Source organism: Bradyrhizobium sp. 23, assembly GCF_023073295.1.
GTDB classification, from domain to species: Bacteria; Pseudomonadota; Alphaproteobacteria; order Rhizobiales; family Xanthobacteraceae; genus Bradyrhizobium; species Bradyrhizobium canariense_D.
This window is the reverse complement of record NZ_JADPJF010000103.1, coordinates 57,015-80,358: the sequence shown is the minus strand read 5'-3', so window position 1 is coordinate 80,358 and position 23,344 is coordinate 57,015. Positions and strand designations below refer to the sequence as shown.

The window sequence follows — 23,344 nt, the reverse complement described above, 5'->3', positions numbered from 1 at the left end:
CCGCCGCATTGAACAAGATTGATGCGGGACGTCAACAAAAAGCCCCCGCGATTCGTTCGCGGGGGCTTCTCGATGTGTCGGACTATAGCGTCAGAGCGTCACTCCGTGGCGATGTCGCCGCTGATGATCTCGCCGAAGAGTTCCCACTTCTCGCCCTTGAAACGCTGCATCTGGAGCTGGGCGATCGGGGCGAAGTCGGTTGGGCTGGTGTTGATCTTGACGCCGGGCAGCAGGGTATCCGGTGCGAAATCCTTCAACGAGGCCGCCTGCTTCATGATGTTGGCCCGGGTCAGATCGTCGCCGCACATCTCCAGGACCTTGGCCAGCGTCGACGCCGCGCCGTAGCCGTAGACCATGCTGGTGTCGGACTTGTCGGCACCCGGCATGTACTTGTCGACGAACTCGTTCCACTTCTTCATGCCGGGGTCGTTGGCCCACTGCGGGTCCGTGGAGTCCTTGGCATAGGCCGCCGACAGCACGCCCTGCGAGGCCTCGAAGCCGGCCGGCTTCATCACGCTGCCGACCGAGATCGACACGTTGGTGAGGATCTGCAGCGGCTTCCAGCTCAGCTCGGCGGTCTTCTTGATGGTCTGGGCCGCGAACTTCGGCGTCGCGTAGATCAGCAGGACGTCGGGATTGGCCGCCTTGATCTTGACGATGTGACCGTCGATCGAGGGTTCGGACACCTCGTAGCTTTCTTCCATGATGATCATGGACGCGCCCTTGGCGCCCAGGCCGTCCTTGGTGCCCTTGAGGTAGTCTTTGCCGAAATCGTCGTTCTGATAGAGGATCGCGATCTTGGCGTCCGGCTTTTCCTTCAACAGCCATTTCGCGTAGATCTGCGCTTCGCTCTGGTAGGACGGCTGCCAGCCCATGGTCCAGGGGAAGTTCTTCGGGTCATTCCACTTGGTGGCGCCGGTGGCGACGAACAGCTGCGGGATCTTCTTGGCGTTGAGGTATTTCTGGATCGCGCTGTTCGAGGGCGTGCCGAGCGGGTTGAACACGACGATCACCTCGTCGCTCTCGACCAGCTTGCGGACCTGCTCGACGGCCTTCGGCGGCGAATAGCCGTCGTCATAGGTGACGAAGTTGATCTTGCGGCCGTTGATGCCGCCCTTGTCGTTGATCATCTTGAAGTAGGCTTCTTCGGTCTTGCCGATGATGCCATAGGCCGAGGCCGGACCGCTATACGGCATGATGTTGCCGATCTTGATCTCGGTATCGGACGCGCCGGTGTCATATTTTTTCTGGGCGAATGCGGCGCCGGAGGTGAGAGTGATGACCGCCGTTGCCGTCACCAGCGCAGCGGTTCGCAGTGTTCTTTCAAAAAACAATTCGGGTCTCCTTAGCTTAATCAACGGGTTGTCAGTTCTTTCTGAGCCGGCCGACGAGTTGCTGGCCCATGATCGCAATCTGCCTCGCGCCGTGCGGCACGAGGTAGATGACGGCGAACAGGAGTACGCCGAACACCGCGCCGGAGAGGCCCTTGGAGATGCCCTCCGCCATGTTCGGCACGAAAATGATGAAGGCGGCGCCGACGAACGAGCCGGGCAGCCAGCCGACGCCACCGACGACCATGCCGAGGAACAGCGAGATCGCCAGCGTGATCGTGTAGCTGTCGGGCGCGACGAACTGCACGGCGATGGCGCCAAGCGAGCCGGCAACGCCGGTGATGCCGGCGGACACGCCGAAGGCCAGCGTCTTGTACAGTGCGACGTTGACGCCCATCGAGGAGGCCGCGATCTCGTTGTCGCGGATCGCCATGAAGGCGCGGCCCGACCGGGAGCGCAGCAGGTTGACCGAGAAGATGTAGATCGCGAGCACGACGGCGAGCGAGAAGTAGTAGAGCCAGGTGTCCTGCGACATAGGCAGCCCGAACGGCGCGTCGGGCTTGGTGACGACGAGGCCCTGCACGCCGCCGGTCCAGTGCTCGAGGAAGTTCAGCTTCAGCAGCTGCGGCATCGCGGTGGCAAGCGCAAAGGTCGCGAGCGCGAGATAGACGCCCGACAGCCGCAGCGCCGGCTTGCCGAACAGGTAGCCGAATGCGAAGCAGACCGCGGCGGAAATCGGAATTGTCAGCGCATAGTTGACGTTGAAGTACTCCATCAGCACCGCCGACGTATAAGCGCCCACGGCGTAGAAGGCGCTCTGGCCGAGCGAGAACTGGCCGGAGCCGCCCGTCAGGATGTTCAAGGCCAGCACCGCGAGCCCGTAGATCAGGAGCATCGTCATCTGGAAGATGATGAAGTTCTTGACGAACACCGGCACGATCAACAGCACCGCCAGCACCAACAGAGAGGTGCCCGTGCCCAGCGTCATCGCCCGCTTCGGAACCGCCTCGACGGCCGGGGCTTCCGTGACGACGTCTTCTGCAGCGCTCATGATCAAACTCGCTTGACGATTTGCCGGCCGAACAGGCCAGCGGGTTTGACGACCAGGACGGAAATGATCAGCGCGAGCGCGATCGGAAGCTTCAGCTCGTTGCCGACGCCGGGAATGTAGGTGCCGGCGAGGTTCTCGAAGACGCCGACCAGGAAGCCGCCGACCACGGCGCCGAACGGGCTGGTCAGTCCGCCGAGCACCGCCGCGGCGAAGCCGTAGATCAGCACGCCGCCCATCATATTGGGCTCGAGGAACACGACCGGTGCGATCAGCATGCCGGCGATCGCACCGATCGCGGACGCCATGCCCCAGCCGAGCGCGATCATCCAGCTCGTGTTGATGCCGACCAGTCGGGCCGATTCAGGCACGGAGGCGGCCGCGCGCATGGCGAGGCCGATCTTGGTGTACTGGAAGAAGAAGTAGAGGCCGAGCAGCAGCAGCACGGTGACGCCGATCATGCCGGCCTGGTGGGTCGAGATCAGCTGGCTGCCGAGGAAGGGCGAGGAGCCGAACGGGGTCGGATACTGCTTAATGGTGAAGTCCCAGATCAGGCCGGCCGAGGAGTTGATGATCGCGAACAGCGCGATAAAGCCGGCGACGTTGGTCAGCACCGGCGCCTTGGCGAGCGGCTTGAACAGGATGCGCTCGATCGCGATGCCGCCGACAAAGGACAATGCCAGCGTGATCACGAAGGCAGCCCAATATGGGATGCCCCATTGCATCAGCTGCCAGGAGATGAAGGTCGAGAACATCGCCATCTCACCCTGGGCGAAGTTGAGATGGTCGATCGCCTGATAGATCATGACCACGGCGAGCGCCATGCAGGCGTAGATCGCGCCCGTGGCGATGCCGGCCAGCACTTGGTTGGTGAACAGCTCCATCGTGCCGGCTCCTCAGTAACCCAGGTAGGATTTGCGGATTTCTTCGTTGTTCGCGATGTCCTTGGCGTTGCCCGACATCACGATGCGCCCGGTCTCGATCACATAGGCCTGGTCGGCGAGCTCCAGCGCGAGCTGGGCGTTCTGCTCGACCACCAGGATCGACACCTTGTCCTCGCGGTTGATCTTGCCGAGGATGCCGAACAGGTCGCGCACCACCAGCGGCGCCAGGCCGAACGAAGGCTCGTCCAGCAGCATCAGCCGCGGCCGCAGCATCAGGGCGCGGGCGACCGCCAGCATCTGCTGCTCGCCGCCCGAGAGCGTGCCGGCCTGTTGGGTATGCCGCTGCTTCAGCACCGGGAAATGCGCATACATGCGCTCGATGTCGGAGACGATGCCGGCGCTGTCCTTGCGGGTGATCGCGCCGAGCTGGAGGTTTTCCTCCACCGTCATGGTGGTGAAGGTGCCGCGGCCCTGCGGCACATGGGCGATGCCGAACCGCACGATGCTCTCGGTGGAGCGGTTGTTCAGCGGCTTGCCGTCGAACTCGATGCCGCCGGTTGAGCGCACCATGTTGCAGATCGCGCGCAGCGTGGTGGTCTTGCCGGCGCCGTTGGCCCCCAGCAACGTGGTCAGCGATCCCTCGCTGAGCGAGAAGGACAGACCGTGGAGGGCCTGGACCTGGCCGTAATAAGCGCGCAGGTCCTTGACGTTGAGCAGCGTCGTCATTGGTCCTTGCTCCCGAGATAGGCCTTGATGACGTCGGGATCCGCCTGCACCTGGGCGGGCGTGCCTTCCGCGAGCTTCTTGCCGAAATTCAGCGCGACGACGTGGTCGGCGATCGACATCACGAGGCCCATGTGATGCTCGACCAGCAGCACGGTCATGTGGCGTTCGTCGCGGATGCGGCGGATGAGGTCGCCGAGCACGTAGACTTCCTCGTGGTTGAGGCCGCCGGCGGGCTCGTCGAGCAGCAGGATCTTCGGATCGGCAGCGAGCGCGCGCGCCAGCTCGACGCGCTTCTGCGTGCCGAACGGCAGGCCCGACACGACGGTGTGGGCGACGTCCTCGAGGTCGAGATAGGCGAGGATCTCGTGCACCTTCTTGTTGACGTCGCTCTCGCTGCGGCGAACCCAGGCCAGCCGCAGCGAGTCGCTGATGATGTCGCTGGAGGTGCGGGCATGGGTGCCGACGCGGACATTGTCCATCACCGACAAATTCGGAAACAGCGCCACGTTCTGGAAGGTGCGGCCGATGCCGATCTCCGCGATCCGGTGCGGCGGGCGCGTCAGGATGCTCGCGCCCTCCATCAGGATGTCGCCGGACGACGGCTGGTAGAGCCGCGAGAGGCAGTTGAAGAGCGTGGTCTTGCCGGCGCCGTTAGGGCCGATCAAGCCGAGGATCTGGCCCTTGTGCATGTCAAAGGACACACCATTGAGCGCGACGATGCCGCCGAACACGACGCTGACGTCGCGAACCGCGAGCAGGGGCGATGTCCCCTGCGCGAGCTGTGCCTGCGTCATCTCGTCTCGCCCACTGTGTTCAGTGAGCGAAGGGGCGATGTGAACCGCTCCCGATGATGACAAAGGCTATCTGATCCCCTCGGCCACACGCGCAACTTTCCCTCCTGATTTCAGCTTTTTGCTGACGTCTTTTTTGGAATGCGGCATCAGACCCCCGAGTGCCGCTTCGATGTTCCTTACCATCGCAAGCAGACGCGGTCCAATGTCGTTGATCAAACGCTCTTCCGTGAAGCGGAATGCGGGCGCGCCGCAATTGAATGCGTAAGGACCGGTTCCGTCGTTGAGTCTGAGCGCGACGCCGGCGGCGCCGATGTCGTCGTGCCAGTCGCCGACCGAAATCGCAAATCCATATTTCGCGACCGTCTCGCCGGAGCGTTCCAACCCGTCGCGCATCTTGGGCCAGCGGCTGCCGTAATGTTCGCGCAAGACACGAGACAGTTCAGCGCGATTGTCTTCGTCGAGTGCCCAGAAATAGGCGCGGCCCATCGCGCTGGTTGCAATCGGCACGCGGGAGCCGACGTCCAGTTGAACGCCAACCGTCTCGCTGCCACGGCTCTGTCCGAAATAGATCATGCTGTGCCGGTCGCGGCCGCCGATGGCGACGGCGCCGCCGGTCGCACGCATCATTTCCTCGCGAAACGGCTCGGACAAATGCCGAACGCCGAGATTGGACAACGCGGCGTAGCCGAGCGCCATCGCGGCCGGCGCAAGCTGATATTTCTCGAAGCGGGGAACCGGCGTCAGATAGCCGAGCTTGGTCAAGGTATAGGTCAGCCGCGAAACGGTCGGCTTGGGCAAATTGGTGCGGGCCGCGATTTCCTGATTGCCAAGAAGTCCGTCGCTGGGCTGGAATGCGCGCAATACGTCAAGTCCGCGGGAAAGCGCGACGACGAAATTCCGATCGGTCGCTGTCTTCTTTCCTGTACGCTTCATCCCTGATCTGCTTCTTGCGCGGAGTCGTTGACAAGCCACGTGCTTCAAAATAACCCTGCCGTCAAGATGCGGAATTAAATTCTGCAGTGCGAAATTGAACAAAGTTACCCCACCAAGGAGGGACACCGTGAGCGAAGTGGTCAAGCTTGAGCGTCATGACGAAGTCGGGATCGTCACGGTCGACAGCCCTCCGGTCAACGCGCTGAGCGCCGCGGTTCGTGGCGGAATTCTGGAGTGCATCAAGGCCGCGGTCGCCGATCCCGCCATCAAGGGCATCGTGCTGACCTGTGCCGGCCGCACCTTCATCGCGGGCGCCGACATCACCGAATTCGGCAAGCCGCCGAAGCCGCCCGCCCTTAACGACGTGCTTTCCGAGATCGAGAATTCACCGAAGCCGGTCGTGGCCGCGATCCACGGCACCGCGCTCGGCGGTGGCCTCGAGGTCGCGCTCGCCTGTCATTTCCGCGTCGCGGTGAAGGAAGCCAAGCTCGGCCTCCCCGAGGTGAAGCTCGGCCTGCTGCCGGGCGCCGGCGGCACCCAGCGCCTGCCGCGCGCGGTTGGACCGGAGCTCGCGGTCAAGATGATCGTCGGCGGTGATCCGATCGGAGCGGCGGAAGCGCTGAAGAACGGTCTGATCGAGGAGATCGTCGAGGGTCCGGCCGCCGGTGGCGAAGCCTTCGTACGAAAGCTGCTGGCTGAAAAGCGTCCGCTGCGCCGCCTGCGTGACGACGACTCCAAGATCGCGGCGGCCAAGGCCGACCGCTCGATCTTCACCAATGCGGTCGCCGCCATGACCAGGAAGTCGCGCGGCCTGGAAGCGCCGTTCGCGGCGGCCGACGCCGTCGGCTACGCCATCGACCTGCCGTTCGACGAAGGTCTGAAGAAGGAGCGCGAGGGCTTCCTGAAGCTCGTCGCCAGCGATCAGTCCAAGGCGCAGCGTTATGCCTTCTTCGCGGAGCGCGAGGCCAGCAAGATCGCCGGCGTTCCTGAAGGGACCAAGCCGCGGCCCGTGAACCGCGTCGCCATCCTCGGCGCCGGCACGATGGGCGGTGGCATCGCGATGTCCTTTGCCAATGCCGGCATTCCCGTCACCCTGATCGAGACAGGCGAGGAGCAGCTCAAGCGCGGCATGGGCATCATGCAGAAGAACTGGGAAGCGACCGCGGCACGGGGCGGCATCCCGGCGGATGCGCCCGCGAAGCGCATGGCGCTGATCAACGGCGTCGTGGGCATCGAGAACGTCGGCGACGCCGACCTCGTCATCGAAGCCGTGTTCGAGACCATGGCAGTGAAAAAGGAAGTGTTCGGCAAGCTCGACCAGTACGTCAAGCCGGGCGCCGTGCTCGCCTCCAACACCTCCTACCTGAACATCGACGAGATCGCGAAGTCGACCAAGCGTCCGCAGGACGTGCTCGGCATGCACTTCTTCTCTCCCGCCAACGTCATGAAATTGTGCGAGATCGTGCGCGCCGACAAGACCGCGCCGGATGCCCTTGTGACGGCGGTCTCGATCGCGCGCAAAATCGCAAAAGTGCCGGCCGTGGTCGGCGTCTGCGACGGCTTTGTCGGCAACCGCATGCTGGCCCAGCGCGGCAAGCAGTCCGAGAAACTGCTGTTCGAAGGCGCGCTTCCGCAGCAGGTCGACGCCGTCGTGACGAAGTTCGGCATGCCGATGGGGCCGTTCGCGATGGGTGACCTCGCCGGCCTCGACATCGGCTGGCGCTCGCGCAAGGACCGCGGCATCAAGTCGGAGATCGCGGATGCGCTCTGCGAAGCCGGACGCTTCGGCCAGAAGACCGGCAAGGGCTATTACAAATACGAAGCCGGCTCCCGTTCGGCGCTGCCCGATCCCGAAGTCGAGAAGCTGATCGACGAGACGCTGCTTCGTTTGGGCCGCAAGAAGCGCGTCGTCAGCGACGATGAGATCCTCGAGCGCATGATGTACCCGATGATCAACGAGGGCGCGAAGATCCTGGAAGAGGGCATTGCCGCGCGCCCGTCCGATATCGACGTGGTCTGGCTCTATGGCTATGGCTGGCCGATCTACCGCGGCGGCCCGATGTTCTGGGCCGACACCGTCGGCCTCAAGCACATCGCCGATCGGCTCTCCTTCTACGCCAAGGAGACCAACGATCCGAGCCTCGAGCCCGCGCCGCTGCTGAAGAAGCTCGCGGCCGAAGGCAAGACCTTCGCCTCGCTCGCGGCGGGCTCGAAAGCGGCGTGATTGGATTGGCGGTGGCTGTGATGTCTCGTCCCGGGCAACGCTCTCTCCGTTCCCTCCCCCGTTGTGGGGGAGGGTCAGGGACGGGGGCAGGCCCGGGCGCCGGCGTTTGTGGCCACCTCCTTCCCCAACCTTTCCCCACAAGGGGGAAGGGAGCCGGTCCGCTTGTGCCCACCTCACACGGTATCGTCGCGGCCGCCTTGCAGAGTAACGACCCCTAATGACCCATCCCGGCGAACAGTTTTATCCCGAGGGCGTGCGCTGGGACGACACCATCGTCCAGGGCACGCTGCCTGATCTGCTGGCAAAAGCCGCCGCCGAGTACGGCCCGCGCACCGCGCTGGAATTCCGCGACCATCCGATTACCTACAGCGAACTCGCCGCGATGGCTGAGCGCGCAGCCGCCGCCTTCCTGCGCGCCGGCTACGGCAAGAACAGTTCGGTCGCGCTGTTCCTCGGCAATACGCCGGACCATCCCGTCAATTTCTTCGGCGCGCTGAAGGCCGGCGCCCGCGTCGCGCATCTCTCACCGCTCGACGGCGAGATCGCGCTGACGCACAAGGTCTCCGATTCCGGTTCGCGCCTGCTCGTCACCTCTAACCTGGCGGCGTTGCTGCCGACCGCGCTGAAATTCCTGGAGAAGGGCCTGATCGACCGCCTGGTGGTCTGCGAGGACGATAATTGGGGTAAGGTCGGCACGCCGCAGGCTGCGATCCCCAGCGATCCCCGCATCGTCACCTTCAAGGCCTTTGTCGAGGGCGCCACCGCGCCGGCAGAGTGGCCGCAAGTGAGCGCCGACGATGTCGCGCTGCTGCAATATACCGGTGGCACCACCGGCTTGCCCAAAGGCGCGATGCTGACCCACGGCAATCTCACCTCGGCCGTGTCGATCTACGACGTCTGGGGCAAGCCGTCGCGCGCGACGCGTGGCGACGTCGTCGAGCGCGTGATCTGCGTGCTGCCGCTGTTCCACATCTATGCGCTCACCGTCGTGCTGCTGTCCTCGCTCAGGCGCGGCAATCTGATCTCGCTGCATCAGCGTTTTGACGTCGAAGCGGTGATGCGCGACATCGAAATCAAGCGCGCAACCTACTTTCCCGGCGTGCCGACGATGTGGATCGCGATCGCAGCCCTTCCCGATCTCGACAAGCGCGATTTCTCCTCGCTGGCGACGATCGGCTCCGGGGGCGCGCCGCTGCCGGTGGAGATCGCGAGTTTCTTCGAGCGCAAAGTCGGCAAGAAGCTCCGCAGCGGCTGGGGCATGACCGAGACCTGCTCGCCCGGCACCGGCCATCCGCCTACAGGTCCCGATAAGCCCGGCTCGATCGGCCTGATGCTGCCCGGCATCGAGCTCGACGTCGTTTCCCTGGACGATCCCTCGAAGGTGCTGCCGCCGGGCGAAGTCGGCGAGATTCGCATCAAGGGCCCGAACGTCACCAAAGGCTACTGGAATAAGCCCGAAGGATCCGCGGAGGCCTTCGTCGACGGCCGCTTCCTCACCGGCGACATCGGCTATGTCGATACCGACGGCTATTTCTTCCTGGTCGACCGCAAGAAGGACATGATCATCTCTGGCGGCTTCAACGTCTATCCGCAGATGATCGAGCAGGCGATCTATACCATACCAGGCGTGCACGAGGTGATCGTGCTCGGTATTCCCGACCAGTACCGCGGCGAGGCCGCCAAAGCCTTCATCAAGCTGAAGACGGATGCAAAGCCGTTCTCGCTCGACGAGCTGCGCGCTCAGCTCGCCGGCAAGCTCGGCAAGCACGAATTGCCGGCGGAGGTCGAATTCGTCCACGATCTGCCGCGCACGCCGGTCGGAAAGCTGTCGCGCCACGAATTGCGCCAGCGGCAGAAACCGTCACAATCCGCCCAACTTGCCACCCGACTTGCATCAGGAGATCGCGCTTGACCGACGCCGTCATCGTTTCCACCGCCCGCACCCCGATCGGGAAGGCCTATCGCGGCGCGCTCAACGCCACCGAGGGCGCAACGCTGCTCGGCCACGCCATCGGCGAGGCCGTCGCGCGCGCCAAGATCGACCCCAAGGAGGTCGAGGACGTCGTGATGGGCGCAGCACTCCAGCAGGGCGCGACCGGCGGCAACATCGCGCGCAAGGCGCTGCTCCGTGCCGGTCTCCCCGTCACCGTCGCCGGCACCACTATCGACCGGCAATGCGCCTCGGGCCTGCAGGCGATCGCGCTCGCCGCGCGTTCGGTGATCTTCGACGGTGTCGAGATCGCGGTCGGCGGTGGCGGCGAGTCCATCTCGCTGGTGCAGAACGACAAGATGAACGGCTTCCACGCGCAGGACCCGGCGCTGCTCGAGATCAAGGGCGAGGTCTACATGCCCATGATCGACACCGCCGAGATCGTCGCCAAGCGCTACGGCATCTCGCGCGAAAAGCAGGACGAATATTCGCTGGAGAGCCAGCGCCGCACCGCCGCGGCGCAGCAGGGCGGAAAGTTCAAGGATGAGCTCGCGCCGATCACCACCAGGATGGCGGTGACCGACAAGGCCACCGGTGCAGTCTCGTTCAAGGACGTCACGCTGTCGCAGGACGAGGGCCCGCGCCCCGAGACCACCGCAGAAGGCCTCGCCGGCCTCAAGGCCGTCCGTGGCGAGGGATTTTCGGTCACCGCCGGCAATGCCAGCCAGCTTTCGGACGGCGCCAGCGCGAGCGTGATCATGAGCGACAAGGAAGCGGCAAAGCGCGGGCTGAACCCGCTCGGCATCTTCCGCGGCTTCGTCTCCGCCGGCTGCGAGCCGGACGAGATGGGCATCGGCCCGGTATTCGCCGTGCCGCGCCTGCTCAAGCGTCATGGCCTGACCGTCGACGACATCGGCCTGTGGGAGCTGAACGAAGCTTTCGCGGTGCAGGTGCTGTATTGCCGCGACAAGCTCGGCATCGACCCCGACAAGATCAATGTCGACGGCGGCGCGATCGCGGTGGGCCATCCCTACGGCATGTCGGGCGCGCGCCTCACCGGCCACGCTCTGATTGAAGGCCGCCGCCGCAAGGCGAAGTACGCGGTCGTCACCATGTGCGTCGGCGGCGGCATGGGCGCGGCGGGGCTTTTCGAGGTGTTGCAGTAGCCGTCGTCCAGTAACCGTCGTCCCGGCGAAAGCCGGGACCCATACTCCGCAGCAGGAGTGTGGCACGCGAACAACAATGGCCTTCGCAAACCAACGAAGGCCGGTGGTTATGGGTCCCGGCCTTCGCCGGGACGACACATTCACAGGAGGATCCGATGGATCTCGCATTCACGAAAGAAGAGCAGGCGTTTCGCGAGGAAGTGCGGTCATTCTTCCGCGACAACGTGCCGCCGGATACGCGGCGCAAGCTGGTCGAGGGCCGCCACCTCTCGAAGGACGAGATGGTGACGTGGTGGCGCATCCTCAACAAGAAGGGCTGGGGCGTCAGCCACTGGCCCAAGCAATATGGCGGCACCGGCTGGACCTCCGTGCAGCACTATATCTTCAACGAGGAGCTGCAGTCCTATCCGGCGCCGCAGCCGCTCGCCTTCGGCGTCAGCATGGTGGGTCCCGTCATCTACACCTTCGGCAATGAAGAGCAGAAGAAGCAGTATCTGCCGCGCATCGCCAATGTCGACGACTGGTGGTGCCAGGGCTTCTCCGAGCCCGGCTCCGGCTCCGACCTCGCCTCGCTGAAGACGAAGGCCGAGCGCAAGGGCGACAAGTGGATCATCAACGGCCAGAAGACCTGGACCACGCTCGCCCAGCACGCCGACATGATCTTCTGCCTCTGCCGCACCGACCCGTCCGCCAAGAAGCAGATGGGCATCTCCTTCATCGTGTTCTCGATGAAGTCGAAGGGCGTCACGGTGCGCCCGATCCAGACCATCGACGGCGGCGCCGAGGTCAACGAGGTGTTCTTCGACGACGTCGAAGTGCCCATCGAGAACCTGATCGGCGAGGAGAACAAGGGCTGGGATTACGCGAAATTCCTGCTCGGCAATGAGCGCACCGGCATCGCGCGGGTCGGCGTCTCCAAGGAGCGGCTCCGCCGCATCCGCGATCTCGCCTCCAAGGTCGAATCCGGCGGCAAGCCGATCATTCAGGACGCGGCCTTCCGCGACAAGCTCGCGGCCTGCGAGATCGAGCTCAAGGCGCTCGAACTCACCCAGCTCCGCGTCGTCGCCGACGAAGGCAAGCACGGCAAAGGCAAGCCCAATCCGGCTTCCTCGGTGCTGAAGATCAAGGGCTCCGAGATCCAGCAGACCACCACCGAGCTGCTGATGGAGGTGATCGGCCCGTTCGCGGCACCCTATGACGTGCACGGCGACGACGGCTCGAACGAAGCCATGGACTGGACCGCCCAGATCGCGCCGAGCTATTTCAACAACCGCAAGGTCTCGATCTACGGCGGCTCCAACGAGATCCAGCGCAACATCATCGCCAAGGCGGTGCTGGGGCTTTGATCGTACACCATCAACACGCACTCACCGTCACGGCCGGGCCTGACCCGGCCATCCACGCCTAGCGCCACGAAAGAACGTGGATGCCCGGCATAAGGCCGGGCATGACGAAATCGATACCGGAGAGCAAAGAACATGGATTTTGATCTGAACGAGGAGCAGCGGCTTCTCAAGGAAAGCATCGACGGCCTCTTGACCGATTCCTACGATTTCGAGAGCCGCAAGAAGTACATGAAGGAGAAGGGCGGCTGGAGCAAAGCGGTCTGGGGCAAGCTCGCCGAGCAGGGCCTGCTCGGTCTGCCCTTCGCGGAGGCCGATGGCGGCTTCGGCGGCGGCGGCGTCGAGACCATGATCGTGATGGAGGCGCTCGGCAAGGCACTGGTGCTCGAGCCTTACCTCGCAACCGTCGTGATCGGCGGCGGCTTCCTGCGCCATGCGGGCAGCGATGCGCAGAAGGCCGCGCATGTGCCCGGCATCGTAGACGGCAGCAAGACGCTCGCCTTTGCCCAGCTCGAGAAGAACTCGCGCTACGATCTCTTCGACGTCACCACGACGGCGAAGAAGAAGGGCGACGGTTGGGTCATCGACGGCGAGAAGTTCGTCGTGCTCAACGGCGAGAATGCAGATACCCTCATCGTGACCGCGCGCACTAGGGGCGAGCGCCGCGACAAGAGCGGCATCGGCGTGTTCCTGGTGCCGGCCGACGCCAAGGGCGTCGCCAAGAAGTCGTACCCGACCCAGGACGGCCTGCACGCCGCCGACATCACCTTCACCGGCGTCGAAATCGGTGCCGATGCCGTGCTCGGCAATCCCGACGATTCGCTCACGCTGATCGAGCGTGTGGTCGACGAAGCTCGCATCGCGCTCTGCGCCGAAGCGGTCGGCCTGATGGACGAATCGCTCAAGACCACGGTCGAGTACATCAAGACGCGCAAGCAGTTCGGGGTGCCGATCGGCTCGTTCCAGTCGCTGCAGCACCGCGCCTCTGACATGTTCGTCGCCACCGAGCAGGCGCGATCGATGTCGATGTTCGCGACCATGGCGGGCGATTTCCAGGACGCCAAGGAGCGCAGCAACGCTATTGCCGCGGCCAAGGTGCAGATCGGCAAGTCGCTGAAGTTCGTGGGACAGCAGGCGATCCAGCTCCACGGCGGCATCGGCATGACCATGGAGGCGAAGATCGGCCATTACTTCAAGCGCCTGACCATGATCGAGAACTCGTTCGGCGACACCGACTACCACCAGCGCCGCGTGGCGGACGGTGGCGGGTTGATCTAGCTACAAGGTCGCTGTCATCCCCCGCGCAGGCGGGGGATCCAGTACGCTGCGGCTTCTCGGTTCTAGCCGCGCCGTCTCTGGAATACTGGATCGCCCGGGTAAGCCGGGCGATGACGTCTGAACAAGTGGCCTCAACGGAGCCCAACAACAATGAAGAACACCCCGTTCGATCTCACCGGCAAGGTCGCCGTGGTCACCGGCTCCAGCCGCGGCATCGGCCGCTCCTCCGCCGAGCTGCTCGCAAAGCTCGGCGCCAAAGTGGTGGTCTCCTCGCGCAAGGCCGATGCCTGCAAGGCAGTCGCCGACGGCATCAAGGCGGCCGGCGGCGAGGCCACCGTCATCCCCTGCAACATCGCGCGCAAGCAGGAGGTCGAGGCGCTGATCGCGGGCACGATCAAGCATTACGGCAAGATCGACATCCTCGTCTGCAACGCCGCGGTCAACCCGTATTACGGCCCGCTGCTCGACATCACCGACGAGGCCTTCGACAAGATCATGGGCAGCAACGTCAAGAGCAACATCTGGCTCTCCGCGCTTGCGATCCCGCAGATGGCCGACCGCGGCAACGGCTCAGTCGTCATCATCTCCTCGATCGGGGGCTTGCGCGGTTCGACCGTGATCGGCGCCTACGGCATCTCGAAAGCCGCCGACTTCGCGCTGTGTCGTTCGCTCGCCGGCGAATGGGGCCCGAAAGGCGTCCGCGTCAACTGCATCGCGCCCGGCCTCGTCAAGACCGACTTCGCCCGCGCGCTGTGGGAAGACGAAGCGAATCTGAAACGCCGCACGGCCACCACGCCGCTCCGCCGTATCGGCGAACCCGACGAAATCGCAGGCGCAGTGGCCTACCTCGCCTCCGACGCGTCGAGCTTCATGACGGGACAAACGATCGTCATCGACGGCGGCGTGACCACGGCGGCGCCGTAACTTCTGCTCTACTTGCAATTGTACGCCGGGCGCGCTTCACTTTTCCTCCGCTAGAGGGGGAGGGTCGCTTCGTGTTGCCCAGAGCGCAACGCGAGGCGGGGTGGGGTGAAGCCGCAAAGGCGGTATCGCTTGCGTCGACGAGACGGCTGCTGCTCATCAAGTTCGCGGATAGTCTGTCACCCCGCCCCGGTTCGCGTTCCGCTTCGCTGCATGCGAGCCCACCCTGCCCTCCAGGGGAGGGTGGGAGGACAGCCGTCTTGACCTTCCCGCCCTAATCCGCTCCCTTTGGCGAAACACAATAGCCCCTCACCGGACAACGCCGGGAAAACGCCAAAGAAACCCCAAGGTTTGCTTCCATGTCTTTCGTCCTCGCCATCGACCAGGGCACCACCTCCTCGCGCGCGATCGTGTTTCGCGGCGACATTTCCATTGCGGCGAAGGCGCAGGCCGAGTTTCCGCAGCATTTCCCTGCCTCGGGTTGGGTCGAGCACGAGCCCGAGGACATCTGGACCTCGACCGTGACGGTCTGCCGCGACGCGATCGCGCAGGCCGGCATCGGCGCAAAGGACATCGCCGCGATCGGCATCACCAACCAGCGCGAGACCACCGTGGTGTGGGACCGCGCCACCGGGCAGGCCGTGCACCGCGCCATCGTCTGGCAGGACCGCCGCACCGCCGACATCTGCGCCAAGCTGAAAGCCGACGGCCGCGAGCCCGTGATCTCGCAGAAGACCGGCCTGATCATCGACCCCTATTTCTCCGGCACCAAGGTCGCCTGGATTCTCGACCACGTCCCCGGCGCACGGGCGCGCGCCGCGCGCGGCGAATTGATGTTCGGCACCGTCGATTGCTATCTGCTTTGGCGTCTCACCGGCGGCAAGGTCCACGCCACCGACGCCACCAACGCCTCGCGCACGCTGCTGTTCAACATCCACACCGGCCAGTGGGACGACGAGCTCTTGGAGATCATCGGCGTGCCGCGCTCGATGCTGCCCGAGGTGAAGGATTCCTCCGCCCGTTTCGGCGAGAGCACGCCGGATTTGTTCGGCGGCGCCATTGCGATCTGCGGCATCGCCGGCGACCAGCAGGCCGCGACCATCGGCCAGGCCTGCTTCCGTCCGGGGATGATGAAATCGACTTACGGCACCGGCTGCTTCGCCCTGCTCAACACCGGCACCACGCCCGTGGCCTCGAAGAACAAGCTGCTCACCACCATCGCCTACCAGCTCGGGGGCAAGCGCACCTATGCGCTCGAAGGCTCGATCTTCGTCGCAGGTTCGGCAGTGCAGTGGCTGCGCGACGGCCTCGGCATCATCAAGCATGCCGCCGAGACCGGACCTCTCGCCGATCAGTCGGACTCCATGCAGAGCGTCTATCTCGTCCCGGCCTTCGTCGGCATGGGCGCGCCGTACTGGAATCCGCGCGTGCGCGGCGCCCTGTTCGGCCTCACCCGCAACACCGGCCCGGCCGAGCTTGCCCACGCCGCCCTGGAAAGCGTCTGCTACCAGACCTTTGATCTCTGGGCCGCAATGCGCGCCGACTGGCCGAGCTCGGAGGTGGCAAGCGTCGTGCTCCGCGTCGATGGCGGCATGACCGCATCCGACTGGACCATGCAGCGCCTCGCCGACCTGCTCGATGCGCCGGTCGATCGCCCCGTGATCCAGGAGACGACGGCACTTGGCGCCGCCTATCTTGCCGGCCTCGAGGCCGGCGTCTATCCCGAGCCGACCAAATTCGCCGATAACTGGCGGCTGGAGCACCGCTTCAAGCCCAACATGAGCCAGGCGACGCGCGAGCGGAAGCTTGCGGGATGGACGAGGGCGGTGAAGGGCGTGCTCGCGAGCGACGAGGGCGAATAACGGGCGCGCACGACGCGCCCAACAACAACAAACGGGAGAAACGACAATGAACACGGATTTCAACCGGGTCGTCCAAAAGCTCTGCGGCGCCGCGATCTGCGCCGCGCTGCTCACCTCGACCTCCCTCGCGCGTGAGAAGCCGGACCCGCTCGGCAGCGCGCGGCAGGTCAAGACCGACGTCGCCGGTCTCGATGCTCCCGCGCAGATTCTGGTCGATGTCTGGGGTATCCCCCACATCTATGCCGGCAATGAGCACGACCTGTTCTTCCTGCAAGGCTTTAACGCCGCGCGCGACCGGCTCTGGCAGATCGATCTTTGGCGCAAGCGAGGGCTTGGTCTGCTGGCCAAGGATTTCGGCCCGGCCTATGCCGAACAGGACAAGGCGCTGCGTCTCTTTCTTTATCGCGGCGATATGAATGCGGAATGGGCGGCTTACGGCCCCAAGGGGAAGACCTATGCGGAGGCATTCGTCGCCGGGGTCAACGCCTACGTCGCCGATGTGCGCGCGGGCAAGCGCCCGCTGCCGATCGAGTTCAGGATCGCCGGCACGATGCCGGATGCGTGGACGGCGGATGACATCGTCCGCATCCGCAGCCACGGCCTGACGCGCAATGTCGCCTCCGAGGTCAAGCGCTCCTTGGTCGCCTGCGCGGCAGGCCTCGATGCCGATCGGTTTCGCGTCAAGCTCGAGCCGGCGTGGACGACGAAAATTCCAGATGGTCTCGATCCCTGCAGCGTGCCGAAGGCGGTGCTGGCGCCCTACGATCTGGCGACGCGCCCGGTCGCCTTTGCCGCGCCGAAAGATCGCCAGGCCGCACTCGCGCACGATCCCGACAAGTACCTCACCGAGGCCGACCTGCAACGCGACACCATCGGCTCCAACAATTGGGTGATCGCGGCGTCACGGACCGCGACTGGGCGTCCGATCCTCGCCAACGATCCGCATCGCGAGCACAGCGTGCCCTCGCTGCGCTACATCGTCGGCCTCAATGCGCCCGGCCTCTCCGTGATCGGCGCGGGCGAGCCCGCGCTGCCCGGCATCTCCATCGGCCACAACGGCACCATCGCCTTCGGTCTCACCATCTTCAACGTCGACCAGGAAGACCTCTACATCTACGAGCTCAATCCGCAGAATCCCAACCAGTACCGCTATGGCGCTGGCTGGGAGGACATGCGCATCGTCCACGAGAAAGAGCAGGTGAAAGGCGAGAGCGATCGCGATCTCGAGCTGAAATTCACCCGGCATGGTCCGGTGATCTACGTCGACGACGCCAACAAGCGGGCCTTCGCCGTCCGCTCGATCTGGTTCGAGCCCGGCACCTCGGCCTATTTCGGCTCCTCCGACTACATGACCGCGAAGGACTGGAACGGATTCCTCGGCGCCATGCGGCGCTGGGGCGCGCCGTCGGAGAATCAGGTCTATGCGGACACCAAGGGCAATATCGGCTGGGTCGCCGCCGGCAAGACGCCGCGGCGCGCCAACTATGATGGCCTGATGCCGGTGCCCGGCGACGGCCGCTACGAATGGCAGGGTTTTCTCTCGCTCGACGAACTGCCCAAGACCTATCAGCCCAAGCAGGGCTTTCTCGCCACCGCCAACCAGATGAACCTGCCGGCGGATTATCCCGTCAGCGAGCGCAAGGTCGGCTTCGAATGGGCGGACAGTGCGCGCTGGCAGCGCATCACCGAGGTCCTGAAGGCCAACAGCAAGGTGACGCTGGCCGATGCCATGGATCTGCAGAACGACGACACCACGATGCTGGGCCGGCGGCTGGTCAAGCTGTTGCAGCCGCTCACTTCGGACGATGCCAACGTGAAGAAGGGCCTCGAACTGCTCAAGCCTTGGGACGCCCGTGATGCCGCCGACAATGCCGCTGCTGCGGTGTTCGAGGTCTGGATCTCCAATCATCTTGGACCGGTACTGCTGAAGACCACGGCGCCCAAGGCTGCCGACCTGATCGCGCCGGAGGCGTCCAGCATTTCGGCGCTTGTCGCCTTTCTGGAATCTCCGGACGCGTCGTTTGGCTCCGATCCCGCCACCGCGCGCGACCAGATCCTGCGCGACAGCCTCGGCGCCGCGGTGGCCGATGTCACAGCCAAGCTCGGGGCCGATTCCTCAACCTGGCGCTGGGGCCGCCTGCACGTCGCAAAATTCGACCATGCTCTGATGCCGCTGGCCGACAAGGCGACGGCCGCTCAGCTCTCGGTCGGTCCGCTGGCCTACGGCGGCGCCGCCAACGTGCCGCGCGCGGCCACCTATCGCCGCACCGATTATCAGCTGTTCGCTGGCGCATCGTTCCGCATGGTGCTCGACGTCGGCAATTGGGATGCGAGCCGCACCATCAACACACCGGGCCAGTCGGGCGATCCCTTCAGCGGCCATTATCGCGACCTCGCGCCGCTCTGGGCGACCGGCCAGTATGTGCCGCTGCTCTACAGCCGCGCCGCGGTCGAGGCTGCAACGGCGGAGGCGATCACGCTGACGCCGCGGTGAATGAGGCGTATCCAGAAATCCCGCCGTCGTCCAGGCTTTCGCCAGGACGACCCGGAATGTGTTGCCGGCGTTCAGCTTCTAAGGGACGCATCCCATGATCCTCCCCGACGGCTATTCCGACATTCCCGCCAGCAAGATCGCTGCCGTCGTCACGCATCTCGAGATGACAGCGCGTCCGCCGCTGCGTGACAATCCTCTTGGCGCATGGACCCTGCGCAAGGTCGATACTCCCGCGCTTCATTGGTATCGCGACCTCCATCGCCGCGTCGGCGAGGAGTGGCTGTGGTTTTCGCGGGCGCGCATGAACGACGGCGAGCTCGCCGCAATCATCCATGCACCGGGCGTCGAGGTATATGCGCTTGTCGTGGACGGCCACGATGAGGGCCTGCTGGAGCTGGACTTTCGCGAGGCCGGCCAATGCGAGCTGGTGTATTTCGGTGTCACCGCAAAACTGATCGGCAGCGGTGCCGCCCGCTTTATGATGAACCGCGCGCTTGAGCTCGCATGGTCACGCGACCTGTCCCGCGTCTGGGTGCACACCTGCACGTTCGACCATCCGTCCGCCGTCGCATTCTACCAGCGCTCGGGCTTCCGTCCGTTCCGCCGCCAGATCGAGATCGCCGACGACCCGCGGCTCGATGGCACGGCGCCGCGGTCCGCGGCAAAGCATGTGCCGATCATCGAATAGGTAGCAGCTGCCTCTCCGCCGTCATTGCGAGGAGCCCTTGCGACGAAGCAATCCAGTCTGGTTCCGTGGGAGATACTGGTTGCTTCGCTGCGCTCGCAATGACGGAGTGTGGCGCTGTCGTCGCGTTTCATTGGGGCTACGCGTGGCGGGATCACCGGATCACGCCAACACTCGGTTCCGGAAGATCATAGGGAGCGAGACGCCGTAATCGCTCGGTCAATGGCTGCACGGGCGGAGCATACAGCTCTCCGTAGCTGGAGAGCAGTGGGAGGCTAGGCTCCCAACGATGGATGACGAACACCACGCGATACTGTTTCGCCGCGGGCAGTCTTTGCTTGTAGTCGGTCTCGATCACCGTCTCGCCATCCGCGGTCAGGAACGTTTCGTTCCACGCCATCTCTGCGTGGCCTTCCGGGTTGGACGGATCGATTTGGGTAAAATCATGAGGATTGAACCGCGCGTCCGGATTCGCCACGAGCACCTCGAGAATTACAGCGTCATCCATGTAACCTCGTAGATTGTCTTCCAATTTCCGCCGGTCCTCACCAGTCAGAGGCACTATTTCATCGCCCCTGCCGGCTTTCCGCAGCAGAGCGTTCACCTCTTCGCTGAAATTGGGGGGATCGTGTGAGTCGATCAATTCCCGGATGAAACGGGCATAGGCAGCATTATCAGCGCTGAAGGAGTAGGCGCCTAGGAGAGTGAGTGAGGGAGGCTGGTCAGCAGTCAAATCGCTCTGCTCCGTGCGGCGATGAGTCCGCGATACCCGATCATGCGAAGCTCGCTAGCTGTTGAAATTCACCGCCGTGGTGTTTGCACCGCAAAGCAGCACCGCGACCCGCTCGCCGGGTGAGGGGCGATAGCGACCGGAGAGCAAGGCGGCAAATGCGGCGGCGCCGCCGGGCTCGGCCACCAGGCGCAGGCTCGACCACAAGGCCGACTGCGCCTGCTTGATCGCGTCGTCGGCGACCAGGACGACCCGCTCGACATGGGCCCGCGCAATCGGAAACATCAATTGTCCGACACGTCGCGGGGCGAGACTATCGGCGGCGATGCCGCCCGCCGGCGCATCGATCGGCGCGCCTGCCGCGAAGGCGGCGTGAAGCGTCGGCGATTGCTCGGGCTCGACCGCCACGATGCGCGTCCTGCCGGCGCTCCAGGCTGCCATGCCACCGATCAGGCCGCCGCCGCCGACTGCAACCAGCACCGTGTCAATGCCCGGTGCATCCTGCTCCAGCTCCATTCCGACACTGCCCTGACCGAGCAAGGTCTCGACCTGGTCGTAGGCATGCACCGCCATGGCGCCGGTCTGCGCGACATGGGTTTCGCTTGCGGCGAGCGCGTCGGCATAGCGGCTGCCCGCAATCACGAGTTTCGCGCCATAGCCTCTGATACGCTCGGCTTTGGCCGGCGAGGTGATGTCGGGCACGAAAATCGTGGCCGGGATGCCGAGCCGCTGCGCCGCATACGCCACCGCCGCGCCGTGATTGCCGCCCGATGCGGCGACGACACCGGCTTCCGGCAGCCGGCGCAACAGCAGATTGGCGAAGGCACCCCGCGCCTTGAACGATCCGGAATGCTGCAGCATCTCGAGCTTGAACGTGACGGGAGAAGCCGGCAGGCCAAAATCGGCGAGATCGGCCTCAACGAGCGTCGTGCGCCGTATGTGCGGACGGATGACGGCCTCGGTCGCCGCGATCCGCTCCCGATTGATGTCCATTGTTGCTGTCATGATGCCGTCCTTGATAACGCATCCGGCAGCCGCTGTCGCGGCGCCGTTGCATGCAGCGCAATGCTCCACTTCCATGATTTTGCTTGCGCCACTGCGGCCTTGCCGTGGAAACTGATCGGCCCTGCCTCGTCCAAAAGCCAGAGAAGAGCGCAAAACCATGTTCCTGATCGGCCAATATGATTCCCCCTTCGTCCGCCGCGTCGCGATTGCGCTGCGGCTTTACGGCCTCGCCTTCGAGCACAGGCCGTGGTCGACCTTCGGCGACGCCGACAAGATCGCGCCCTATAATCCGCTGCGCCGCGTGCCGACGCTGGTGCTCGACAACGGCGAGGCGCTGATCGAGAGCACGTTCATCCTCGATTATCTCGACGAGCTCGCCGGGCCGGAGAAGGCGATGCTGCCGCGCTCCGGCGCCGAGCGCCGGCATCACTTGCGCATCTGCGCGCTCGCGTCCGGCCTCGGCGACAAGGCCGTGAGCCTGCTCTACGAACGCGTGCTGCGGAAGGAGCAGCTTACGCTATGGGTCGAGCGCTGCCAGGCGCAGATCGCGGACGTGCTGAAAGCGCTGGAGGCCGAGCGCGCCAAGGTGACCACGCCGTACTGGCTGGGCGAGCGCATCGGCCACGCCGATATTGTGGTCGCCTGCGTCGTCCGCTTCACCCGCGAGGCCCATCCGCAGTTGTTCGAGCCATCGCGCTATCCGGCGCTGTCGGCGCATGCCGACGCGTGCGAGGCGCTGGCGCCGTTCAAGGAGATTGTGCAGCCCCTGGCACCGCCGAAGGGGTGATCGCCGCTATGCGAACCCGACCTTGATCAGGATCGTCAGGAAGAGGCCGCCGACAACCGCGCAGACCGCGGCACCGATCAGCGGCCCCAGCGCGCCTCCCCGGCTTGCAGGCTCCAGCACGGCTTGTCCGGGCTGGTCCGGATCGTAATAGACCTGGACGCTCTTCCCAGGCCGATATTTCGCCGCGGCCTCTTCGGCGGCCTCGCGCAGGCCGGAGATCATGGTGCCGTTCCAATCGACTTCGGTGCCGATGAAGTCGCGCTTGCCGACCCTGTAGGCGTAGCGCAGGTCGATCTGATAGCGGTGGACGAGCTTTGAAGTCGTCGGTCGATTGTCGTGCTCGGTCTTCTCTTCGATGATTTCCTCGATCACGTCGCAATGGGTGACCCTGCCCGACGCGGTCGGCCAGCGCAGGCTGGCGCTCGCCAGCCGGCGCGTCCGGACATAATCGGCGGCGAGGAACACCCCGCCCACGAGCACGATGATCGGCACCGCGAACGCGAACAGCGGGACGCCCTTGTCGGCGTAGAGCACGTGGCCCGCGAACGAATGCGCGGTCAGGGTGGCGGCGATGACGCCGAACACCATTGTGAACGCCACCAGGGCCGCGACGTTCTGCGCGGCGGCAGGCTCCAGCAGCGCCTCTGTCGGTTGCTTCGGATCGACATGGACCTCGACATGGGCGCCGACCGGATAGCGTCCGGTCAGTTTTGCGGCCAGGACCCTCGTCGTGATGACGGTGCCGCCGACAAAGATCTTGTCGCCTTCCAGCTCCTGGCCGCCGGCCTGATATCGATAGCGGATGATGGGCTTGGCGTCGTTCCGATCGTCCGAGGAATGCGCCGTCGGCTGGTCGACCCGGGAGACCGTGATGATGCCCTCCACCTTGTCCCAGCTCCGCGCCGCCACCATCCGGCCCCGCATGCGGATCAGATTGAACAGCGTCAATCCAAACAGCAGCACGGCGATGCCGGCGGCAATCTGTGTCCACATCAATTGTTGGGCGTTCAGCATCCGATTCCCCTGCGCTTCGGCGACGACCGCCATTGGTCGCGGCAAACGCGCTTTGCGTTCGATGCTGTGCGTTGCCCCAGCACATGCCAGGCATTGCTTCACCAATGTCGTCCTGGCGAAAGCCACGACCCATTGCCCCAGCGGGTCATTTGGCGAAGATTGGTCGTTCGGTATTGCCTGCGATGGCCA

At 64.7% G+C, this 23,344-nt stretch carries 19 protein-coding genes; 10 read left to right on the top strand and 9 right to left on the bottom strand.

The window, feature by feature from the left end:
- Positions 1 to 98 precede the first annotated feature (98 nt).
- The 6 genes from IVB32_RS25465 to IVB32_RS25440 form a co-directional block, all read right to left on the bottom strand.
- Positions 99 to 1,334, bottom strand: coding sequence for an ABC transporter substrate-binding protein (locus IVB32_RS25465; protein WP_026233592.1), 1,236 nt, complete (start codon positions 1,332 to 1,334; stop codon positions 99 to 101).
- Positions 1,335 to 1,365: 31 nt separating this feature from the next.
- Positions 1,366 to 2,382, bottom strand: coding sequence for a branched-chain amino acid ABC transporter permease (locus tag IVB32_RS25460; RefSeq protein WP_026233593.1), 1,017 nt, complete (start codon positions 2,380 to 2,382; stop codon positions 1,366 to 1,368).
- A gap of 2 nt (positions 2,383 to 2,384) precedes the next feature.
- Positions 2,385 to 3,263 carry a branched-chain amino acid ABC transporter permease gene (locus IVB32_RS25455; protein WP_007599708.1) on the bottom strand — a complete coding sequence of 293 codons (879 nt, stop codon included), beginning with the start codon at positions 3,261 to 3,263 and terminating at the stop codon, positions 2,385 to 2,387.
- Positions 3,264 to 3,275: 12 nt separating this feature from the next.
- The gene (locus IVB32_RS25450) at positions 3,276 to 3,989 is read right to left on the bottom strand and encodes an ABC transporter ATP-binding protein (RefSeq protein ID WP_007599709.1); all 714 of its coding nucleotides are present in this window, start codon (positions 3,987 to 3,989) and stop codon (positions 3,276 to 3,278) included.
- The gene (locus IVB32_RS25445; protein ID WP_007599710.1) at positions 3,986 to 4,783 is read right to left on the bottom strand and encodes an ABC transporter ATP-binding protein; all 798 of its coding nucleotides are present in this window, start codon (positions 4,781 to 4,783) and stop codon (positions 3,986 to 3,988) included. Before IVB32_RS25445 ends, IVB32_RS25450 begins: the two co-directional genes overlap by 4 nt.
- 66 nt (positions 4,784 to 4,849) lie before the next feature.
- A complete protein-coding gene (locus tag IVB32_RS25440; protein ID WP_018458483.1) occupies positions 4,850 to 5,716 on the bottom strand; it encodes an IclR family transcriptional regulator in 867 nt (288 codons plus the stop codon).
- Positions 5,717 to 5,843: 127 nt separating this feature from the next.
- On the opposite strand from IVB32_RS25440, the gene IVB32_RS25435 reads away from it, so the two are divergent.
- From IVB32_RS25435 to IVB32_RS25395, 9 genes are all read left to right on the top strand, one after another.
- Complete coding sequence (locus tag IVB32_RS25435) at positions 5,844 to 7,940, top strand: 3-hydroxyacyl-CoA dehydrogenase NAD-binding domain-containing protein (RefSeq protein ID WP_247411764.1); 2,097 nt, start codon at positions 5,844 to 5,846, stop codon at positions 7,938 to 7,940.
- Positions 7,941 to 8,157: 217 nt separating this feature from the next.
- Entirely contained in the window at positions 8,158 to 9,852 is a 1,695-nt protein-coding gene (gene pimA / locus IVB32_RS25430) for a dicarboxylate--CoA ligase PimA (protein ID WP_018454714.1), read from the top strand.
- Positions 9,849 to 11,036 (top strand): acetyl-CoA C-acyltransferase, encoded by a 1,188-nt coding sequence (locus IVB32_RS25425; RefSeq protein WP_247294166.1) that lies wholly within the window; start codon positions 9,849 to 9,851, stop codon positions 11,034 to 11,036. The genes pimA and IVB32_RS25425 overlap by 4 nt, the downstream gene beginning before the upstream one ends.
- 155 nt (positions 11,037 to 11,191) lie before the next feature.
- On the top strand, positions 11,192 to 12,382 hold the full coding sequence (gene pimC / locus IVB32_RS25420) for a pimeloyl-CoA dehydrogenase large subunit (protein WP_018454712.1): 1,191 nt from the start codon (positions 11,192 to 11,194) through the stop codon (positions 12,380 to 12,382).
- A 132-nt stretch (positions 12,383 to 12,514) separates the two neighbouring features.
- The gene (pimD, locus tag IVB32_RS25415) at positions 12,515 to 13,657 is read left to right on the top strand and encodes a pimeloyl-CoA dehydrogenase small subunit (RefSeq protein ID WP_018454711.1); all 1,143 of its coding nucleotides are present in this window, start codon (positions 12,515 to 12,517) and stop codon (positions 13,655 to 13,657) included.
- A 150-nt stretch (positions 13,658 to 13,807) separates the two neighbouring features.
- Positions 13,808 to 14,581, top strand: coding sequence for a glucose 1-dehydrogenase (locus IVB32_RS25410; RefSeq protein WP_085351716.1), 774 nt, complete (start codon positions 13,808 to 13,810; stop codon positions 14,579 to 14,581).
- 356 nt (positions 14,582 to 14,937) lie between these two features.
- Complete coding sequence (gene glpK / locus IVB32_RS25405; RefSeq protein ID WP_018454709.1) at positions 14,938 to 16,440, top strand: glycerol kinase GlpK; 1,503 nt, start codon at positions 14,938 to 14,940, stop codon at positions 16,438 to 16,440.
- A 46-nt stretch (positions 16,441 to 16,486) separates the two neighbouring features.
- Positions 16,487 to 18,934: a penicillin acylase family protein gene (locus tag IVB32_RS25400; RefSeq protein WP_018454708.1), complete on the top strand. Its 2,448-nt coding sequence runs from the start codon at positions 16,487 to 16,489 to the stop codon at positions 18,932 to 18,934.
- A gap of 94 nt (positions 18,935 to 19,028) precedes the next feature.
- Complete coding sequence (locus IVB32_RS25395) at positions 19,029 to 19,622, top strand: GNAT family N-acetyltransferase (RefSeq protein ID WP_018454707.1); 594 nt, start codon at positions 19,029 to 19,031, stop codon at positions 19,620 to 19,622.
- 151 nt (positions 19,623 to 19,773) lie between these two features.
- Here IVB32_RS25395 and IVB32_RS25390 read toward each other — a convergent pair whose 3' ends face one another.
- Together IVB32_RS25390 and IVB32_RS25385 are read right to left on the bottom strand one after the other, a co-directional pair.
- A complete protein-coding gene (locus tag IVB32_RS25390) occupies positions 19,774 to 20,127 on the bottom strand; it encodes a hypothetical protein (protein ID WP_247391047.1) in 354 nt (117 codons plus the stop codon).
- Between the two features lie 279 nt (positions 20,128 to 20,406).
- Positions 20,407 to 21,354, bottom strand: a complete 948-nt coding sequence (locus IVB32_RS25385) for a threonine/serine dehydratase (RefSeq protein WP_247369345.1) — start codon at positions 21,352 to 21,354, stop codon at positions 20,407 to 20,409.
- Between the two features lie 157 nt (positions 21,355 to 21,511).
- On the opposite strand from IVB32_RS25385, the gene IVB32_RS25380 reads away from it, so the two are divergent.
- A complete protein-coding gene (locus IVB32_RS25380; protein WP_018454705.1) occupies positions 21,512 to 22,141 on the top strand; it encodes a glutathione S-transferase family protein in 630 nt (209 codons plus the stop codon).
- A 6-nt stretch (positions 22,142 to 22,147) separates the two neighbouring features.
- Here IVB32_RS25380 and IVB32_RS25375 read toward each other — a convergent pair whose 3' ends face one another.
- Positions 22,148 to 23,155: a DUF3592 domain-containing protein gene (locus IVB32_RS25375; protein ID WP_247294164.1), complete on the bottom strand. Its 1,008-nt coding sequence runs from the start codon at positions 23,153 to 23,155 to the stop codon at positions 22,148 to 22,150.
- Between the last annotated feature and the right edge of the window lie 189 nt (positions 23,156 to 23,344).

Coding starts and splice junctions, on each gene's coding strand:
- IVB32_RS25460 (WP_026233593.1), bottom strand. CDS start 2,382: ATGAGCGCTGCAGAAGACGTCGTCACGGAAGCCCCGGCCGTCGAGGCG.
- IVB32_RS25440 (WP_018458483.1), bottom strand. CDS start 5,716: ATGAAGCGTACAGGAAAGAAGACAGCGACCGATCGGAATTTCGTCGTC.
- IVB32_RS25445 (WP_007599710.1), bottom strand. CDS start 4,783: ATGACGCAGGCACAGCTCGCGCAGGGGACATCGCCCCTGCTCGCGGTT.
- IVB32_RS25450 (WP_007599709.1), bottom strand. CDS start 3,989: ATGACGACGCTGCTCAACGTCAAGGACCTGCGCGCTTATTACGGCCAG.
- IVB32_RS25385 (WP_247369345.1), bottom strand. CDS start 21,354: ATGACAGCAACAATGGACATCAATCGGGAGCGGATCGCGGCGACCGAG.
- pimA (WP_018454714.1), top strand. CDS start 8,158: ATGACCCATCCCGGCGAACAGTTTTATCCCGAGGGCGTGCGCTGGGAC.
- IVB32_RS25400 (WP_018454708.1), top strand. CDS start 16,487: ATGAACACGGATTTCAACCGGGTCGTCCAAAAGCTCTGCGGCGCCGCG.
- IVB32_RS25390 (WP_247391047.1), bottom strand. CDS start 20,127: ATGGATGACGCTGTAATTCTCGAGGTGCTCGTGGCGAATCCGGACGCG.
- pimD (WP_018454711.1), top strand. CDS start 12,515: ATGGATTTTGATCTGAACGAGGAGCAGCGGCTTCTCAAGGAAAGCATC.
- pimC (WP_018454712.1), top strand. CDS start 11,192: ATGGATCTCGCATTCACGAAAGAAGAGCAGGCGTTTCGCGAGGAAGTG.
- glpK (WP_018454709.1), top strand. CDS start 14,938: ATGTCTTTCGTCCTCGCCATCGACCAGGGCACCACCTCCTCGCGCGCG.
- IVB32_RS25395 (WP_018454707.1), top strand. CDS start 19,029: ATGATCCTCCCCGACGGCTATTCCGACATTCCCGCCAGCAAGATCGCT.
- IVB32_RS25380 (WP_018454705.1), top strand. CDS start 21,512: ATGTTCCTGATCGGCCAATATGATTCCCCCTTCGTCCGCCGCGTCGCG.
- IVB32_RS25455 (WP_007599708.1), bottom strand. CDS start 3,263: ATGGAGCTGTTCACCAACCAAGTGCTGGCCGGCATCGCCACGGGCGCG.
- IVB32_RS25375 (WP_247294164.1), bottom strand. CDS start 23,155: ATGCTGAACGCCCAACAATTGATGTGGACACAGATTGCCGCCGGCATC.
- IVB32_RS25410 (WP_085351716.1), top strand. CDS start 13,808: ATGAAGAACACCCCGTTCGATCTCACCGGCAAGGTCGCCGTGGTCACC.